16 protein-coding genes and 2 pseudogenes are annotated in these 17,447 nt (G+C 57.8%); 7 read left to right on the top strand and 11 right to left on the bottom strand.

What is annotated here, in order from left to right:
- Positions 1-41: 41 nt before the first annotated feature.
- The 4 genes from J8I82_RS23660 to J8I82_RS39385 are packed head-to-tail and all read right to left on the bottom strand — an operon-like array spanning position 42 to position 3,654.
- Positions 42-344 (bottom strand): YkgJ family cysteine cluster protein, encoded by a 303-nt coding sequence (locus J8I82_RS23660; protein WP_245180029.1) that lies wholly within the window; start codon positions 342-344, stop codon positions 42-44.
- The gene (locus J8I82_RS23655; RefSeq protein ID WP_209761296.1) at positions 320-1,945 is read right to left on the bottom strand and encodes a hypothetical protein; all 1,626 of its coding nucleotides are present in this window, start codon (positions 1,943-1,945) and stop codon (positions 320-322) included. Before J8I82_RS23655 ends, J8I82_RS23660 begins: the two co-directional genes overlap by 25 nt.
- 58 nt (positions 1,946-2,003) lie before the next feature.
- Entirely contained in the window at positions 2,004-3,110 is a 1,107-nt protein-coding gene (locus J8I82_RS23650; protein WP_209761295.1) for a chemotaxis protein, read from the bottom strand.
- A gap of 19 nt (positions 3,111-3,129) precedes the next feature.
- A complete protein-coding gene (locus J8I82_RS39385) occupies positions 3,130-3,654 on the bottom strand; it encodes an SHOCT domain-containing protein (protein ID WP_284183136.1) in 525 nt (174 codons plus the stop codon).
- A gap of 140 nt (positions 3,655-3,794) precedes the next feature.
- Here J8I82_RS39385 and J8I82_RS23640 point away from each other — a divergent pair, with 140 nt between their 5' ends.
- From J8I82_RS23640 to J8I82_RS23625, 4 genes are all read left to right on the top strand, one after another.
- Positions 3,795-4,874, top strand: a complete 1,080-nt coding sequence (locus J8I82_RS23640) for a helix-turn-helix transcriptional regulator (protein ID WP_209761294.1) — start codon at positions 3,795-3,797, stop codon at positions 4,872-4,874.
- A 38-nt stretch (positions 4,875-4,912) separates the two neighbouring features.
- Positions 4,913-5,119, top strand: a complete 207-nt coding sequence (locus J8I82_RS23635; protein ID WP_209761293.1) for a hypothetical protein — start codon at positions 4,913-4,915, stop codon at positions 5,117-5,119.
- Positions 5,120-5,130: 11 nt separating this feature from the next.
- On the top strand, positions 5,131-5,493 hold the full coding sequence (locus tag J8I82_RS23630; RefSeq protein WP_209761292.1) for a hypothetical protein: 363 nt from the start codon (positions 5,131-5,133) through the stop codon (positions 5,491-5,493).
- A 453-nt stretch (positions 5,494-5,946) separates the two neighbouring features.
- Complete coding sequence (locus J8I82_RS23625) at positions 5,947-7,701, top strand: P-loop NTPase fold protein (RefSeq protein ID WP_209761291.1); 1,755 nt, start codon at positions 5,947-5,949, stop codon at positions 7,699-7,701.
- A 259-nt stretch (positions 7,702-7,960) separates the two neighbouring features.
- Here the strand turns inward: J8I82_RS23625 and J8I82_RS23620 are convergent, their stop codons facing one another.
- On the bottom strand, positions 7,961-8,908 hold the full coding sequence (locus J8I82_RS23620; RefSeq protein WP_209761290.1) for an aromatic alcohol reductase: 948 nt from the start codon (positions 8,906-8,908) through the stop codon (positions 7,961-7,963).
- A gap of 89 nt (positions 8,909-8,997) precedes the next feature.
- Here J8I82_RS23620 and J8I82_RS23615 point away from each other — a divergent pair, with 89 nt between their 5' ends.
- On the top strand, positions 8,998-9,411 hold the full coding sequence (locus J8I82_RS23615) for a winged helix-turn-helix transcriptional regulator (protein ID WP_209761289.1): 414 nt from the start codon (positions 8,998-9,000) through the stop codon (positions 9,409-9,411).
- Between the two features lie 388 nt (positions 9,412-9,799).
- Here the strand turns inward: J8I82_RS23615 and J8I82_RS23610 are convergent.
- Positions 9,800-11,200 (bottom strand): annotated as a pseudogene (locus J8I82_RS23610) (IS1182 family transposase).
- A 128-nt stretch (positions 11,201-11,328) separates the two neighbouring features.
- On the opposite strand from J8I82_RS23610, the pseudogene J8I82_RS23605 reads away from it, so the two are divergent.
- Positions 11,329-11,587: pseudogene (locus tag J8I82_RS23605) on the top strand (integrase); the annotation flags it as partial.
- Between the two features lie 256 nt (positions 11,588-11,843).
- Here J8I82_RS23605 and J8I82_RS23600 read toward each other — a convergent pair.
- From J8I82_RS23600 to J8I82_RS23585, 5 genes are all read right to left on the bottom strand, one after another.
- Positions 11,844-12,683, bottom strand: a complete 840-nt coding sequence (locus J8I82_RS23600) for an HpcH/HpaI aldolase/citrate lyase family protein (RefSeq protein WP_209761288.1) — start codon at positions 12,681-12,683, stop codon at positions 11,844-11,846.
- 206 nt (positions 12,684-12,889) lie between these two features.
- On the bottom strand, positions 12,890-13,090 hold the full coding sequence (locus tag J8I82_RS23595) for a hypothetical protein (protein WP_209761287.1): 201 nt from the start codon (positions 13,088-13,090) through the stop codon (positions 12,890-12,892).
- Between the two features lie 278 nt (positions 13,091-13,368).
- Complete coding sequence (locus J8I82_RS38460) at positions 13,369-14,154, bottom strand: Bug family tripartite tricarboxylate transporter substrate binding protein (protein WP_284183137.1); 786 nt, start codon at positions 14,152-14,154, stop codon at positions 13,369-13,371.
- Positions 14,151-15,404, bottom strand: a complete 1,254-nt coding sequence (locus J8I82_RS38455) for a 4-oxalomesaconate tautomerase (protein ID WP_245180028.1) — start codon at positions 15,402-15,404, stop codon at positions 14,151-14,153. The genes J8I82_RS38460 and J8I82_RS38455 overlap by 4 nt, the downstream gene beginning before the upstream one ends.
- Position 15,405: 1 nt before the next feature.
- Positions 15,406-16,377 (bottom strand): Bug family tripartite tricarboxylate transporter substrate binding protein, encoded by a 972-nt coding sequence (locus tag J8I82_RS23585; RefSeq protein ID WP_209761286.1) that lies wholly within the window; start codon positions 16,375-16,377, stop codon positions 15,406-15,408.
- A gap of 146 nt (positions 16,378-16,523) precedes the next feature.
- On the opposite strand from J8I82_RS23585, the gene J8I82_RS23580 reads away from it, so the two are divergent.
- Entirely contained in the window at positions 16,524-17,447 is a 924-nt protein-coding gene (locus J8I82_RS23580) for a LysR family transcriptional regulator (protein WP_209761285.1), read from the top strand.

The raw sequence follows: 17,447 nt of genomic DNA, 5'->3' as shown, positions 1-17,447 counted from the left end.
GCGCCGCGCGCGCTTGCTCTATCTCCAAGTCGGTTCATTGACTATCGCTTGGACTGGGATACGAGATGGTCGCAAACGCGCAGATTTAGAGCAATGAATTCCTCCCAAGTGTGCAAGCGCGCGTATCGCAACTCATACATCCGATCAACCCGACAAATGTCAGGGCGTTCGCTGTAGATGGAACAGGCTTTGCTCGCTGCCTGGTAGTGCCTACATGCTCCGTCACCGCCATCCAAAAAGAGTGTTTCCTCGGAGAGATGAACGTTCTCACAGCAGCGCCCGCACTGCGTACAGGGAAAAGCGCGCGAAGCCGGCGCGTTCACTTCGCCAGGGATGCCAGCCATTTGCGCGTGCTCGCCGTATTACCCATTTCATAAGGCAACTCAATGCCCTGCTTGGCGATTTCATCTTTCAAAACGAGACCACGCTGCATTTCGTCGTTGCAAGCGGACAAATCGCGAGAAAACGCTGCCAACTGCTCGGTGTCCATGTCGAACTCCAGACGCGCTAACTCGGTCAGGTAGCCGTCCAGTTCCGCATTGATAGCTTGATACTTCTTCACCGTATCCGCATGCGGCATCATGGATTCGAGGTAAGCCCAAGCACGTTGTGCCACGTTGCTATGCAGCAATACATAGGTGAACCCAAGCGTTGCCAGCCCGGCGACCAAAGCGCTCACGAACGACGCCAGTTCAGCGCCGAATGGGAAATTGCACAACGGCAGCAATTGCGCATGGGCTATCGATCCCACCGTCACGCCCGCAGCCGCCGACAGCACGCCCATCACGGCTTTGCACAAATCGGTAAAGCCCAGTTTCTCAGGGTTGAAGAAGATCAGCTTGAACGCCTTGCACAACTGCCCCCAGATCTCCCGAATAATCTTGATCGTTGCCTTTTGCGTGGTGGCAAAGATGTTGAAAATCGTGGTCATCAGGCTGGACATGACGCCACCGAAAACCCCGTCCTTAAAGTCGGTCAGGAAATCCTTGAAACGCAGCCGAATACGCCGCCAGATACCCCGAAAAGTGCTCCGTACGTGATCGACGAATTTTTCGAAGCTGAATTCCTTTTTTAGGGTGTCAAGAATTCTTGGAACTTGCAAGCGTAATTCGAACCAGAGCTCCGCCATGACCAGCCCAAGCATTTGTCGGGTGCCCATCTTGAAGCCAGAAAGACCCGCCGCAAAACCAGTTTGCAGCATGAACTTGCTGCCACCGTAGTAGGCACGATCGATTGCTCTATCGTATTTATTTCGCGCCTGCTGATCTTTTTCCCGCATTGCCTCAGCATCGATCGACTTTAGTCCGTCTATCTTTTTCTGTGTCTTTGCGATTTTTTCTTCTAGAACTTCCGCGTTGTGCCGCTGCTCGGGGGTATCGCGCGGCAGGTTGCGCAATTTTTCCTGCTTTTCTGTCAAATCCTTTTCATGCCCCTCCAAGAGTCTTGGCAGATTCTTCAAATATTCATCGATGGGGGATTGTTTCTTGGACTTGTTAATCGTTTCAAGTGTCGTCTGCAGGTTGCTACCCTGGTTAGCCAGCTCCACACCATCGAGTCCTGCTAACACCCGCCCAGCATCGTCGTGAATTTCCTTGGCGGCGATAACATGGTCGAGATTACGTTGCTCGTCCTTTGCCATGGTTTGGCCGCGATAGGCATCGTGCAGTTGCCCAGCCTGGTGCGAGGCTTTGTCTCTCCTGCCAGTGGCTATGTAATTCGGATGCGTGTGATACGCCGTGCCGTCGTAACGCTCACGCTGTTCGTAGGTCTGCTGTTCCTGTTCCGTGCCCCAGACGCCCTGGCGTACATTGTGGATAGTGTCCACCTCGCCGCCAACTTTGTCCTTGAACAGAAGGAAGTCCAAGCCAAACGTGGTGACCAGACTGTTGACCACGGTTCTTTCGAGCTCTTCGGCCCAAGGGTAGTTGGCGACTGCGGTCGACATGTTTTCTTGTGTTTGAGATGAACGGATTGTGCGCCGCGCCAGTTGCAACGCTCCCAGTTTAGGGACGAGCCGTTTCGATGCTTTCTGCCTTGGACGCGGCCTGACGCAAGGCCAGATCCAGCTCGGTATCGTTGAGGATCATGGAGCCATCGGCATCCTTCTCCATCTCTGGCACACCGTCCTTGTTGTGCATGACCTTGCCATTGATCTTCGTGGGCCGGAAAATTGGGACAATAATGAGGTTCACTAGGATTGCCGCCAGCGCAAAGCCGTTTTCGATGACGCGGAGAATATCGTGGCCGAGTTTTTCCACCTCGGCCTCCACGTCGACATTCCGGCCCTTGATGTCCTCAATAAAGCTGTTGATGCCCTTAAGGGTGTCGAAATATTGCTGGAACTGCCCAAAGATCTTAGTCAACTCGCCCCTGATATTCCGAGCATAGTCTTCAGTCTTCGCAAGCTGCTCGCTGGCTTTCATCAACTTTTCAACGGCACGGGTGACTTCGTCGTTGGCCTTGCGGGCGTTTTTGAGGGCTTCCTCGCCGTGACTATTGTAAGCCCAGCCAGCAATGGCGAGCACCGGCGCTGCCACCGCAGCGCCCAGAATAGCCGTACCGCCAGCCATACCCAGCCCGCCAGCCGACAGCGCGCCGCCGCCTAACGCCGCCAGGGTGGCATTGGTGGCAGCCACACCAGATAGGGCTGAGATGGCGGTCCCGGTGGAAGCCGCACCTAGCGCCATGACACCGCCATAGACGGCGAATCCCACAGCAGCACCTGCAGCACCTGCGCCAACCGCTGTGCCCAGTACACTGACGGCCGTGTAGCTGTAGTTTTCGATCTTTTGCAGCTCATGCTTGGGGATGCTGATGTTCAGCTTGTTTTCCCGTCCGGCATTGAGTTGCTGCAGGAGTTTGTCGGCCAAGGTTTTGAACTCGCCAATGCTCTTGCCGATTTCCAGTTCTTTCTTGCCCAACAGATCGAGTGCGAGGGTGGTTTTCTCTTCTTGGGTGTCAACGGCAGATTTCTTGCGTTCGTAACGGGCCTTGGCATCCTTGACGATCTCGTCAGCTTCCGAGTGCTTTTGATAGCCGTCATAGCCTTTCTTGGCACCATATGCGGCGGTGACAAGTGCGGCGGCTCCGATGATGAGTGGCAGAGGCATGATTTGAAACCTTCCAGGTTTAGGGGGTATTACGGAAGTGTCCGCTTCTACGGATACTTGACATTGAGTGAACGGCGTTCAGCAGGTGGTGCTTCCAATCTTGAAACTCCTCCTTGGTAAGCGCGCCTTGTTTGTGCAGTTCATAGAGCTCGCGCAGCGCGCCGATGTTGCCCTGACACGACGGAGCCGGGTCTTTAGCGTTGCCAGACCCCGTGATCTCCAACGTAACGGGCGCAGGCTTTGCCGCCGATGCCTCATGGTTGAGCAGCCGCGCAAGCCCACGTTGGATGGTCTGCACGCCCGCTGAAATGCCGTACAACACGGAGCCCATTGCAAACAGGCCCAACAGAAACATGATCATTCGCATTGCGCGCCACCCCTCGCCAGAGAAGAAATTGCCCGGCTTTCTGTCTTTGATAAGCAGTGATTCGAGCCCCTGGTCCCCAGCCTTGTTTTTGAAGCGGAGGAAAACACTTGCCTCTCCTTCACCCAGCCAACTTTGGGAATGATCCCTGTCCAGAGGTATATCGACCTGCTGCCCCACACTCGTTACCCCACTTTGGAGGGGGCGGATAGCCGAGCCAAAGGGTGTCACAGATCGAGTCCTCCCTGATGCTATTCGTGAATCTGGTCAGATGGTGTCCATATTGTTAGCATTGCATCCACACTCAGCGAAGCCCTGTCATGAAGAGGAACAGCACCCACGCGCAGCCACTAAGCGATCTCGCGATCGCGACCCTCGAACTGATGGCAAGCCGTCCCAACGGATATCCCTCTGGCGAGCTGCAAAGCGCACTCGAAGGACATGCAGACAGGAGAACGATTCGACGCGCCCTTTCGGAGCTTGAGAACTGCGGTTTCGCGAAACCGGACGGTGCGACGAAGGGGCGCGTCTGGAAGGCGTTGTCGCCAACGCCTGGCGGGCGCCGACCGTCCGTCAACGAGGCCATCGCGCTCCTGACACTGCGGCACCTCGCCTATCGCCATCTTCCCGCTAGCGTTGTCGGAGCATTGGAGGCCGACTTCATCGCGGCAACGCACGTCCTCGAAGAGCATCCCACCGCATCGAACCTCGCAGCCGCGCGCCTCTGGATGGACAAGACCGCTCGACTTCATGCGGGCTATCCCCTCGTCGCACCCGTGATCAAGCATGAGTTGTTTCAGATCGTCGGTCACGCGCTCTACAACGATGAGTCGCTTGATATAACTTATCGGACATCGCGCGAATCAGCGCCCAAGCAATATCGCGCCCTCCCCCATGCGTTGATCGAAAAAGGGCCGCTTTGGTATCTGATTGTGAAGAACAGGCGCCGCACGGCCGAGGGTTCGATGTTTCCACTGCGAATGGATCGCATCATCGAGGCCCGGCCCGCTGGCATCGATCTGGCCCGCGATCGGACATTCAACCTGGACGCCTATATCCGGAAGGATAGGAGCATGGAATTTTTCGCAGGAAAGCCGATCCAGATTGTTCTGCGAGTCAGCGAAATGATTGATGCCAAGCGGATTGAACACGCCTTCCGCTCGTTGCATCTGAGTGATGATCAGATCATTGTCGAAGAGGAGGGCGGTTTCCTGCTGGTGGCGACGGTGGTGCCATCGGTACCACTGACCAATCTGCTATTGGAAAAGAGCACGACTGTGGAAATCGTCTCGCCACCGGATATGCGTGAAAACATGGTCGCTCATTTGAAGTGCGCATTGTCGCGCTATGAACAGGAGTCGGCGCCTGTCGAGAATCTGGACACCACCGGCCCACATTAGTCCCTACGATCTGGATCGTTCTCACTACGGAGCATGCAATGTGCCTCGAAACGATCCGCGATCCGCATAGTTTGGTCATGGGCTTCATCGCCACGGAAGAGCATGGAGATGGCATTGCCCATGACGCCCATATGAAGGTACTGGGCAAATACAGCATCGCACGAAACTTTACCTATGATTCACAGGGTTGTCCGTTCGCTCGCGGCAACAGGTTGCTCGCGCTGATCCAACGTAGCGCCGACTGAGTTCCATCATCATGTGGATGCCTAGCCATGACGAGTTCAACCTCATATGGGCGGACACGCCCGCTATTGGCCACTATTTTGCGCCGCCGATTCACCGCGACCCTCGTATGTACAAGTACGTCTGGCGGGTCTGGACCCCTGAAGCACCGTGGGAGGGGAACGCTTTTTTCACGAATGCGCCAACGCTTTCCATGTACGAGTTTCGTCAGACCGAGCGGCAAATGATCGAAGCCGGGGAGCATTTCTTTGTATATGGCGTTCAGCGTCCGCGCCGTGGAAGCGCGCTCGAACGATCTACTCCTCAATGGGCGCACATTGTATTTGCCCCCGCATATGACGAGGATGACGACATCGCGTGGCAAGGTCACAAGTAGCGCACGGAGGGAAAAGCAGTAAGGTACGCGGAGGCCTGGAAGCGTTGTGAACTTGCTGCTTCCTTCCGCGTCCCACGATTTGAGAACCACTACATCATGTTGGTCTTTGTCGCGCAGTGGCGCAATGTGGATGAGTTATCGTCCCAGAACGTCTGGGAACGGTCCCACGCGCTCACGCGCCAGGGCCGATGGCCGAGTCCGGCCAACAACGGCTGTCCGAGGATCGATTTTCAAAGCGGACATCCGAACTTCGGATATCCTCAAGTATCACAACCGCCTAGATAGGAGGTGGCATGTCCGTGTCGTTTAAGCCGAGGTTTCCTTCAAGCGCGAGGTGAGTCGTCTGGTGATTTGATCTGAATACCGGCCCACTGCGATAATGCCGACGAGCTTACCCGGTGAGCCGTTGCCAACGTCGGCACGCTACCCCCCGGAAGCCGACGGAGGACCGCCGTGTCGCTTGTGAGAACCAAGAAACAACTAATCGAACTGCTCGAAAACGTCGATAACCAAGTCGTCGCTTTGTCCGGCAGGTGGGGAACGGGCAAGACCCATCTTTGGAACGAGGTCAAGGCGGAATCCAAAGACGTGAAGGTCAAGAAAGCGCTCTACATATCGCTGTTCGGCCTGTCGAGTATTGACCAAGTCAAACGCAAGCTAATGGAGGGGGCTTTGCCTGACGCGGCGGTGGGCGGCGGCAAGCTTGAGGTCGTTAAGAACTTGTTCACGAGCGGGGTGAAAGCTGCGGCCACCCACTACAAGGCGCTCGCAGCCATCAACGATATCAACTTGCTGCTCGTCGCGCCACTCGCTTTAAGGGAGAGGGTGATCGTCGTTGACGACATCGAACGCAAGCACGCGAAGCTCGGGATCGACGAGATCCTCGGCTTCATTGACGAATATTCCAAGGAATTCGTGACTCGGTTCGTTCTCGTTCTTAACGATGACCAGCTTGCGACAGAGGGCGAGCAGCGGATGCTTTGGACCACGTTTCGAGAGAAAGTGATCGACCAGGAGATCAAGCTCTCGACGACACCAGATGAAGCGTTCTCAATCGCGATCAAGCTCCTGCCCTCGCCCAAATACGAGGCAATGCTAAGACCAGCCATCATCGCGTGTGGCCTCACGAACATTCGGATTATTGGGAAGGTGATCCGGGCAGCCAATCAGATCCTCGCGAATAGGGATCTGAGCGACTCGATTCAAGCGCGAGTCGTGCCCTCGATCGTTCTCTTCGGAGCTATTCATTACCGAGGGCTTGAGGATGGTCCCGACTTCCAGTTCGCTTTGAACGTCGGAAATCCGGAGTGGTCAACGTTCCTTCGTAACAAACAGAACGAGCCCACCGAAGAGGAAAAGCGCGAAGACCGTTGGCGGATGCTCATGAGCGAACTCGGCATCAACCGATGCGACGATTTCGAGAAGGTGCTCGTGGAGTTCCTGGAATCCGGCCTTTTCGAAAGTGAAAAGGTCCAGGCTATCATCGAACGTTACGTTGGCGAGGCGCAAACCATCGAGGCTCGACAAAGTGCCCGCAACTTCATCAGGAAAGTAATCTGGGACCACCGGGCGACCGATACGAATCTCATTGCAGAAGCCGCCGGTTTCTCCGCCGTCGCAGGCCTGCTCGATCCCTATGTCGCTACGGAACTCCACGGAGTTCTAAGCGAATTGGATGGCGGACAGCGTTTGGCTGAGCAGGTGATCCAAGCCTGGATTACGGCGTTCCGGGCTCGTGGAGGCTCCGCTCCGGAAGACGACAACAACCCGTTTGGCAACCCCTTGCATCCTGACATTCAAGCCACATTCGACAACGTCGTCTCGCAACAACAGGCTCAGGCGACCGTGGTAGAGGCCTGCAACCACATCATCGAACACAGTGGTTGGGGCACGTTGCAAGAAGTTGCCATGAAGCGGGCGACGGCCCACGATTTTGAGTCGGCCATCCGAGAGATGGGCATCGACGACTTGCCGAAATTCATGCGCCGCATGATTCAGATGCGACTCCAACGAGGCACCTACGATCAGCACTTCGGTCACGCGACGGACCGCTTCATGGAGGCGTGCCGAGCGATTGCGAACGATCAGAGTCCCGAATCAGCGCGACTGAGCAAGCTGGTGAAGAGGTTGTTCGCCACAACGGCGCTGGCCATCGAGCTTGAACCTGCACAAGCCGGTCAGACAACTGGCGACGCCGAGCAGCCTTAAGCAGGGTACACAGATAGGACATCGGTCTTTGAAACTTGAACGAGAGCAATGGGTCGACAATATCCTCTGCCCCCCGAGCCCTGACCAGGCCACGCCGAGGGCAGAGGACGGCCATGAACGGTCGCTCGTCTTGCCGCGTTGAAGGGCTCGAATGGCCGGATAACAGCCTTCGCTATGCTTAGGCTTCAGTTGCCGTTGCGGACATGGAAAGCCTCCGGCGGATGCCGCATATCGAGATCGCCAGACTCACGATTACTCCCTAAGGCCGGGAAGTTAGATTCGCGTTGATCCACGACGCCACGTCGGTGACCGGAATGGCGCGCGTGTGATTGAAAGTTCCACTCTTGTCCCACGCGACACCCCGCCCCTGAGCAAAAGCCGCCCGGTACTTCCGCATCATATTGGTCGGCTCGCGCGCCAGCTCATCCATTAAAAACTGCTCGCTCCACTCCGAGCGGCTAATGGGTCGGCCGAGAGCCGCCTGCAGTTTGTCGGCCACCTCCCCGTAAGTCACGGTGTCTCCAGCCAGATACACGATCTCGTTTCGAATACGGGGCTTGGCAAACACGATTTCGGCAGTCAGCACGCCAATATCATCTGGCGTTGTGAGCGTCACTGCGGTGTCGAGGGTTCCAAGTGCGTGGACGGTGTCGCTGTCCAGATCAACAACTCCGAAGTCGCGCTCAAAAAGATAGCTCATGAACATTCCAGTCGAGATGATGACCCACTCAGTCTCGTGCTGACTTCGCAGCAATTCACGCACGTCCAGTTGTGCGTCGAAGATGTCCTGAGGGCTGCCTCGACCGATCACATCGAAATCGACGCCGAACTGCCAAGGAAAATACCGCGGAATTCGCGCCTGCAAGGCTGCGCGCGCTAGTTTCATCGGCGTGTTGATACCGGCTGCATAACCCGCGCAACCGATAACCGTGTCGTAGCCCGCGAAAACTGCGGCCAGCTCATCGATGGAGCTTTTCACCAGATCGCCCACGACGATCTCGATCCCAAGCTCTCGGATCTCCGCGATATCATGTCGCTTGCCTGGCTCAGTGGACTCCACGGCACTCGCTCGCAGCAGCACGCTTATCTTCGCACCATCCACATCCTTCGCTCGGCGCGCGAGACTCCGCAGGACCGGGAGCCCAAGCTCGCCGGCACCGAGCACGAGAATGTTCTGAGATGTGGCGTTAGGATCCGATTGGTTCATGATATGTCCTCTGAGAATGCGTTGCGGCAGTCTAGCAACGCATGGGCTCGCGTGAAAGAAGGCACAAGCGTGATACTGGGAGCTGATAATTGGATCGGAACGAGATTCTTCAATATTCGCAAACCGTTTGTGACGGCTTGAGAGACGATGACGACGGGTTACGGCGTGAGTTGCTCGCGCATGCCGGGAACCGTTGGTCACTGGGGGTCATCCACACACTCGGGGTCTATGGCAGACTGCGCCATGCAGAAATCGGCAGGCGCATGCACGGGGTGACTCAACGCATGCTGACGCGCACTCTGCGGCAGTTGGAGCGTGACGGATTGGTGTTCCGTCATGATTTCGAAGAGGTTCCCCCGAGAGTCGAGTACGAATTGTCGGACACGGGCATGGAACTTCTCGTTCGGATGGTCCCGCTGTGGACCTGGATCGTTGAAAATGCGGACCGCTTCCGGCAGGCTAGAGAGGTCTTCGACCGACAGCACGCCGACACAAACGCTTAGTTTGGCGGCTGTTTCGTCCGCTCTAGTATCCGCAAATCGCTTCAACCGCAACTCGCCGGCAACAGCCGAACAGGAACACCAAATGCATCATAAGAATGCAATTGTCCGCGACGGCGACTTGAGCGGACATTCGTCAGCGCGCTCCCGATTTCTGATACGGGTCGAGGCCGTTTGGAAACGTCTCTCGAATCGCATCAATGCGCGTCTCCTCCGGGGCGGAGCCTGCTTTATCGAATTTCGGCCCATCCGGTCGCGGGACGACGTCGAAACGGGTGCGAACAGCGCTAGCGGGCCCCTGAGGGCGATCTTCGTCCCAATTTTGGGCGCAAATAGGTGCTTACGCACCCACCAGGCGCATGGCCTTCATCGTTTTCGAGAACCCGAGAATTCAAAGGACGCGCTTGAGGTTGTACGCCAGAATATGCAGGCTCATTTCAGTACCTACATTAGGTAGCGTACGCGTCAGGAAGTGCGTGTAGCCCATCCAATGTTTGAAGGTACCGAAGACATGCTCGACAGTTCGCCTGCGAACCGTTATGGCATCAGGAGTCTTGTCGAGCCGGCGCTGGACGGCCTCCGGCACTTCCTCATGCTCCCATCTCGAGATGCGCCGGTACGGACTCGGCGTGCATTGAGATCGCATGGTGCATTGAGGACAGGCACTACTCCAGTAGCGGCGTAGCTGCAGTCCATGTTCTTCTCTGGTGAAGCGGTATATCGCACGTTCACCGGCGGGACATTGATATTCATCGTCCCTGGTAATGTAGATGAAGTCCGCCCGAACGAATCGACCGCCCACCTTCGCGCTGGACCTTGCTGGCTTGGCTTGGGCAAGATAGCAGCAATGCCCGTATTCTCGCATTCCTTGATCTCCAGCGCACTGAAGTAGCCACGATCAGCTATGGCTTTAAGCTTGGTCTTACCCATCGCATCGCGAGCTGCTTGAGCCATGGAGCTAAGCTGCGCCCGGTCGCTGTCGGCATTTGTGACCTCGTGAGCGACGATCAGATGGTGCTTGGCATCAACGGCCATCTGTACGTTGTAGCCCACCATTCCAGAGCCCTTTCCACTTGTTGCCATCGAACGCGCATCAGGATCAGTCATCGAGATCTGACCATCTGGCACAGTCTTGAGCTCTTCCTTTATCCGGTCAAGGCGATGCATCTGCTGACGTAGTTGCGCAATCTTCTCGCGCAGTCGAGATGTTTTGGGTTCTATCTCCGCCGGCTGCGTGCGATCCGCAGTCTCCAGCGCGCAAAGATATCGCTGGATGCTCTCCTCGATTTGCTGCTGGCGCTTATCGACCTTGCCCGCAGTGAAATTGCGGTCCCGAGTATTGACTGCCTTGAACTTGCTGCCGTCGATGGCGACCAGGGCCTGCGAGAACAATTTTAGATCCCGGCACAGAACTATGAAACGACGGCAGACATTGCGAATGCCCGCGCCGTTATCCCTGCGGAAGTTTGCAATCGTCTTGAAGTCCGGCGCCAGTCGACCGGTAAGCCACATCAGCTCTATATTGCGTTGGCATTCGCGCTCCAGGCGGCGGCTGGACTGGATCCGATTGAGGTAGCCATAGATGTATATCTTCAAAAAGGACGGCAGGATGATAAGAGGGGCGACCTGTTGTCGAAGGATTGGCACCTTCGAACCCGAGCGACTCGAGATCCAACTCTTCAACAAACGCGTCGATGATCCTGGCGGGGTTCTACTCGGCGATGAAATCATCGAGGCATTCAGGAAGCAGCGTAGCTTGCTTGCGGTCTTCTCCCTCTATGAATCGCTTCATCCTGCCCCCCAATCTGAATGCGTTGACCCAGTCTAGGTGATCGAGACGTTTTCACACACCCTCGGTCGGCCAGCGACCTCTGGCATAGGCGCACACTGGATCTCCCTCCAAACTGGAAGGAGATCGTTATGGCAACGCACAATGACACCGCTCGCTCCCGCGAGCCTTGGAACAAGGGCAAGCTGATCGGACAAGAGCCTCCGTTGAAGCTTCCAGAAATCTGGGCGATTCGAACCAGGCTGCAGATGTCTGCGAACATCCGCGAACTGGCTTTGTTCAATCTTGCGATTGATAGCGCCTCGGGCTAGCGACCTGACTCGGTTGCTCGCCCAAGATGTCTGCCAAGGCAGGCACATCGGATCGCGAGCAATGGTCATGCAGCCGAGACACTCACATGGCAGCTCCATTCGGCAAGCGGCCGTCGATCACCGAAAGATGGTATCGCAACATCGACCGCATCCAGTGCACACCTCCATTCCACTGCCTCAAAGCAGAATCCCCCGCCGCGGGGTGCCCCTGAAACGACAGGCTGCACATTTTTAACGCGGCGCGATAAGTCAGCGGTCACACCAGCCGTCTTGGACACCTTGCTGTGCAGTGTAGAGAGAACGGCCGCTCGTGGCCTCGGCCGGGACCGCGCTTACTAGTAGCCAGAAAGAGCCAGAATGCGCTTCGCCTGCTCGATGACGGGCCTGTCGACCATCTTGCCGTCGACCTGCACGGCATGGCTGCCGGACGAGGTGGCCTCGATCACGCGGCGGGCCCAATCCGTCTGCTGGGCGGACGGCCGAAAGCCCGCTCGCACGCAGGCCACCTGCGACGGGTGGATACACAGCTTCCCAGCGAAGCCGAGTTCCCGGGCATAGGCGACGTCGTCGGCCAGAACGGTCTCATCCTTCAGCGCCGTGGTTACGCCGTCAACGGGCGACGGCAGGCGGGCGACGCGCGAGGCCAGTACGAGGCGGCCGCGCGCGTAGGCCAGTGCGTCACGGGTGTGCTCGCAGCCCAGGTCGACGGCGTAGTCAATCGAGCCGAAGGCCAGCCGGGCCACGCCGGGCGCTGTGGCGATGGCATCGGCCTTTTGCACCCCTATGGCGCTCTCGATGAGCGGCACCAATGCGCCGTGCGGATTGACCCTGCGCAGCGCCTCGGCGATGCCGCCCAACGCCGCAGGTTGTTCGGCCTTGGGAACCATTAGCCCGGCCAGCGGCGTGCCGGCGGGCAGGTTGGCGAGCCACTCCAGGTCGGCACTGAAATAAGGCGAGGCGGCGTCATTGATGCGGACAAGGACATTCCCCGCCTGTCCTGAAAGCTGCCTTGCCGCGAGCCACGAGGCGATTGCCACGCGGGCGGCGTCCTTGCCGTCGGGGTGGACTGCATCCTCCAGGTCGAAGATTGTCACGTCTGCGCCGGCGGCAACTGCCTTGTCGAAGCGCTCTTGCCGGTTGCCCGGCACGAAGAGATAGGTGGTGGCGATGTTCATGGCGGTGCCTTTCAGCGGGCGGCAAGGTGGATCACGGAGTCTTTGTGCACGTCGTCCTGCTCAATCATGTGCGACGAGGCGCCGTGGATCAGCGCCGCGCAGTACGGCGAACTGCGATCGCAGTCGACCTGATGCAAGAAATGAAGACGGTGGCTTGCCACGGAAGCGGCGGCGTAACCTTCGGAGCTCGCCCTCTTCGAGAAGGGTTAGTTGTATCCCAAGAACGCGATATCGGTCACGTCTTGCCGGTCATTCAAATTCTCCATCAGCACCTCGGTCGGTGTCCGTCTCCAAGAAATGGCCATTGGATCGGGGTCCATCAGCGCAACCGGTGCGACGGCACAGCAAGGCCGGGATACCAGCTCCAGCCTCTTTTCGCTGCCCAAGTGGGCTTCGACTATGGTCATGATTTCTCCTATTGCTGAATCCGTAGAAGGTTTAAAGCGGATTTCAATTTGCCGCCGACATCGGCTTAAACATCGGACTCGCCGCCATGCTCATATTGGGACGACCGAATCGGTGCAAGCCTCCGCCACGTAATGCCGGGGAGCGTGGCCGGAATCCCTTCATCAACTCTTGCAGGTCCGCCGAAATCATTGCCGACTTCCTTCGAGCCGACACGGAACCCGGCTGATATGCAGTTGCAAGACTGTAGGCTGTCCTTGGCCGGCTCATCACAGTGCAGTTAACACGAGTCGGCTAATTGAGGATGTGGCGCGGCAAGTGCTGGCGCCAGCCTTGACTCCGTAACGACGCGCCGCCATCGCGCCAGCTCGGACTCTACTTTTTCCATCAGCGCCTCGGGACTGCTTGGCTCGGCCGTCGCGCCATAATTTTCAAAACCTGCAATGATGTCCGGGTCTCGTAAAACTTCGTTCAATACCTGATTTAGCTCATCCACCTTAGCAGCGTGAGTGCCAGCAGGCGCGAACAGCGCGTACCACTGTGTCAGTTGCACGCCAGAAACCCCCGCTTCAGCAAGCGTAGGAACATCCGGCAAACAAGAAAGGCGTTTTGGACCGGCAACCGAAAGCGCATGAAGGCGCCCGGCCCGTAGCGGCCGATACGCAGTGAGCAGGCTGGAAAACATCACCTGTGTGCGCCCTTCGATGGTGGACGCAATTGCCGGCGCAGCGCCGTCAAAGGTGAGAGACCGCATCGATGTGCCAGTGGCAAGCTGGAAGAGTTCCGCACCGAAATGAGGCGGTGTGCCGTCGCCTGCGGACGCGTAGCGCAGACCATGTGGCTCTTGTTTCAAGCGAGCGACCAGAGCCTCCACGTCAGCCGGCACGTTCGACGGATTTGCCACCAACAGTATCGGAGAAGACCCAATGAGACCTATCGGCGCGAAGCTGCGGAGGGGATCGTACCCAACCTTCTGAAGTGCGGGATTCATCGCATGTGTTCCCACGTAGCCAAGGAGCAACGTATGTCCATCGGGGACCGCCCGCGCAACATACTCGCAGGCTATCCCTCCGTTCGCACCGGCCCGGTTATCGATGACCCCTCTTGCCCCAGCAGCCGCCCGATGCGGGGACCGATGAGGTGAGCCACAGCGTCATTGCCACCGCCTGCGCGTGTAGGCAGGATGATTTGCAAAGGCTTCGCTCGCGATCCCACCGAAGGCTTTGCTATTGGCTCGGGCCGAGAGAAGACGTAGTCGGGCAGATGGAGTTCACCAGCCATGATTTTTCGGGCCGTTCGGACAAGCGCTGCACGAGTGACTTTCGTGGCATCACCCTCGCCCTCCAGTTCCACTTCGACTTCAATCCGCCCGGCAGGATGAAGCACCACGAGGGCATGTCGGCCAGCGTGCCTTTCGTTCTGGCTCGCGACGGTACCCGGCAATGCGAAGGCGCTGGCCACGCCGATAGCTCCCGTAACGGCATGAGAGGCATGGCACTTGCGCGGAGTGAAGTAGCGCGATGTGATGCTATCCCGCGAGTCGCCCGGGCTAACCAGCACTGGCTTCGGAATGACGCTGTCAGACACATCGCCGAGACCCATCAGCAGGCCGGCTTGCAATCGCAGCGCCTCCAGTCGCGACAGCAATGCTGCATCACTGTCAAGCGTGGCCGGTGCTTCACGGCCGCTGACGCCCAGGTCGCAGGCCCGGACAATCATCAGCGGCATGGCCGCGTCGATGCAAGTCACCTCGACGCCGTGGATCACATCGATGCGGTTTCCCGTTGGGAATACCTGACCTGTCACGGCACCCCACGCATCCAGGAAATCAAGCAAGATCGGAGCGCCGGTTCCAGCGACGCCGTCGATGCGGGTGTCACCGTCATAGGTGATCCGGCCATCCGGCGTACGTACGGTCACGTCGATTCGAGCTCCAGTATTGACGTTATGCACGCGTACCCGCGTCGTGTCGCGCTCGGCCCGGACGAGACCCTGTTCGATGGCAAAAGGCGCGACGCCTGACAGCATGTTGCCGCAATTGGGGCGTGTATCCACCGAGCAATTCCCGACTCCCACCTGTACAAAAAGATAGTCCAGGTCACAATCGGGCTGCGCGGACCGTGACACAATGGCTACCTTGCTGTTAAGCGTGCTGCCGCCTCCAACGCCGTCAAGTTGCAGGGGATCCGATGCTCCGATAGCGCCAATCAGCGCCTGGTCGCGCTCCTCATCGTTTTCCGGTAGCCATTCGCGCAGGAAGAACGGTCCGCGAGAGGTGCCGGCGCGCATCAGGACACAGGGAATAGTTTTACTCATCTCAGTCCGCCTTCAACTTCGCCGCCTGCACAACCGCCTTCCATTTCACTTGCTCCTGTTGCATAAAAACTTGCATTTGACTCGGCGTCATCGTCGCGACCTCCGCGCCGTGGCCTTCCAGACGTTGAACAACGCTTTTCTCCGCCAGTGCTTGGTTGAGAGCCTTGTTTAACGCTTCTACGACGGGCATTGGGGTATTGGCAGGCGCGAAGATTCCATACCACTGCGAAACGTCGACATCATTGATGCCCTGCTCTTTTAGTGTGGGGACGTTGGGCATCAATGCAGAACGCTTGCTGCCCGCGACGCCGACCACCTTGAGCTTGCCACCCTTTATATAAGGAATGGCAGTAAAAAGACTTGGAAACATCACTTGTGTCTGGCCTGCCATGGTGTCGTTGATCGCGGGTGCAGACCCCTTGTACGGAACGTGAAGCATGTCGGTGCCCGTGGAGAGCTTGAACATCTCGGCAGCAAAGTGTGGCGCGGTCCCATTGCCAGCGGATGCGTAGCTGACCTTGCTTGGCGTCGCTTTCAGCAGAGCCACGACAGCCTTCGCATCGTTCGCCTTCACCCCGGGATTGAGGACCATCACCGTCGCCGACGACCCGACCATGCCGACCGGCACGAAGTCCTTGACCGGGTCGTAGCGCAGGCGCTGCAGTGCCGGATTCATCGCATGGGTGGCGACGTATCCAAGCAGGAGCGTGTAACCATCGGGCGGGGCTCGCATGACGAACTCGCTGGCAATTGCGCCGTTGGCGCCGGCCTTGTTATCGACCACAACGGTCTGCTTGAGAATTGACGACATGGCTTGCGCAACCACACGTGCGATGGCGTCGTTGGCACCTCCGGCGGCAGTGGGCACGACCAGGGTGATGCGCTTGTCCGGGAAGGCGCTCCAGGCACCCGGGCTGGCCATGGCGGCCGCGATGGCGAGACTGCCGAGGAAGAGTCGTTGGGTGAACCGCATCTGTCTGCTCCGAATCGTTATCGTTCGATCGAGGGCCTCTGCGGCCCGCGAACGTATCGTCGTACTTTTCTGATACCTATGGAATTGCATAATTACGAACGGTTGATGCACACTATGGATCAGTGAGGACGACGCCAGGCACACCGATGACCATCAATTTCAACCTCAACGACTTGCAGGCATTCCGTGCAGTTGCCGAGTTGAACAACTTCCGGAAGGCGGCCGACGCACTGCATATTTCGCAGCCGGCCTTCAGTCGCCGAATCGAAAAGCTGGAAGAAGCACTGGGTGTCCGCTTGCTGGATCGCACCACGCGACGCGTTAGCCTGACATCGGTGGGGCGGGAGTTCGACCGCAAGCTCCAACAGATTCTGGATGACCTGGACCAGACGCTGCTTGGCATACGAGGAGTAACGACCACACGCATGGGGGAAGTGACCATCGCCTGCGTACCTTCAACGGTCTATTACTTTTTGTCGCAGGTCATCTCGCGCTATCACGAGCGCTATCCGAAGATTCGCGTCAAGCTCCTTGACGCCAGCGCAAACGAGGTCTTGTCCGCGGTATCGGGGGGTGAAGCGGACTTCGGACTCAATTTCGTGGGCAACCAGGAGCCGGAAATCGAGTTTCGGCCCCTGCTCGAAGAGAGATTCGTGGCGGCATGCCGGCGCGACCATCCACTCGCGAAGCATCGACGTGTCAAATGGGCAGACTTGGCCGAGTATGACTATATTTCCGTGAGCAAGGCATCCGGCAATCGACTACTGTTAGACCAGGCGCTATCCAACGTATCCGGCCTCCCCTACAGCATCTATGAGACTCAGCACGTCACAACAACGCTGGGACTAGTCGAAGCCGGGCTCGGCGTTGCGGCTGTGCCTTCGATTGCCATGCCTGGGCCGGACCACCCGCTACTCGTAAGCGTTCCGCTGACCGATCCCGTCATCACGCGCAATATCGGACTCATTCGCCGCAAGGGGCGTTCGTTGCCGCCCGCGGCGCAACAGCTCTATGATTTCCTCAGCGAAATGAAGTCAACTCGGGGCAAGCGCGGCAGTCGCCGCGCATAG

It is taken from the genome of Cupriavidus consociatus (assembly GCF_017814975.1).
Lineage (GTDB): Bacteria > Pseudomonadota > Gammaproteobacteria > Burkholderiales > Burkholderiaceae > Cupriavidus > Cupriavidus consociatus.
This window is presented reverse-complemented; position numbering and strand designations above follow the sequence as displayed.

What these genes read in the sequence shown, in the direction of transcription:
- J8I82_RS23660 (WP_245180029.1), bottom strand. Translation starts at nt 344, where the DNA reads ATGGCTGGCATCCCTGGCGAAGTGAACGCGCCGGCTTCGCGCGCTTTT.
- J8I82_RS23640 (WP_209761294.1), top strand. Translation starts at nt 3,795, where the DNA reads ATGAAGAGGAACAGCACCCACGCGCAGCCACTAAGCGATCTCGCGATC.
- J8I82_RS23635 (WP_209761293.1), top strand. Translation starts at nt 4,913, where the DNA reads ATGTGCCTCGAAACGATCCGCGATCCGCATAGTTTGGTCATGGGCTTC.
- J8I82_RS23600 (WP_209761288.1), bottom strand. Translation starts at nt 12,683, where the DNA reads ATGAACATCGCCACCACCTATCTCTTCGTGCCGGGCAACCGGCAAGAG.
- J8I82_RS38455 (WP_245180028.1), bottom strand. Translation starts at nt 15,404, where the DNA reads ATGAGTAAAACTATTCCCTGTGTCCTGATGCGCGCCGGCACCTCTCGC.
- J8I82_RS23580 (WP_209761285.1), top strand. Translation starts at nt 16,524, where the DNA reads ATGACCATCAATTTCAACCTCAACGACTTGCAGGCATTCCGTGCAGTT.
- J8I82_RS23595 (WP_209761287.1), bottom strand. Translation starts at nt 13,090, where the DNA reads ATGACCATAGTCGAAGCCCACTTGGGCAGCGAAAAGAGGCTGGAGCTG.
- J8I82_RS23630 (WP_209761292.1), top strand. Translation starts at nt 5,131, where the DNA reads ATGTGGATGCCTAGCCATGACGAGTTCAACCTCATATGGGCGGACACG.
- J8I82_RS23620 (WP_209761290.1), bottom strand. Translation starts at nt 8,908, where the DNA reads ATGAACCAATCGGATCCTAACGCCACATCTCAGAACATTCTCGTGCTC.
- J8I82_RS23585 (WP_209761286.1), bottom strand. Translation starts at nt 16,377, where the DNA reads ATGCGGTTCACCCAACGACTCTTCCTCGGCAGTCTCGCCATCGCGGCC.
- J8I82_RS23655 (WP_209761296.1), bottom strand. Translation starts at nt 1,945, where the DNA reads ATGTCGACCGCAGTCGCCAACTACCCTTGGGCCGAAGAGCTCGAAAGA.
- J8I82_RS23650 (WP_209761295.1), bottom strand. Translation starts at nt 3,110, where the DNA reads ATGCCTCTGCCACTCATCATCGGAGCCGCCGCACTTGTCACCGCCGCA.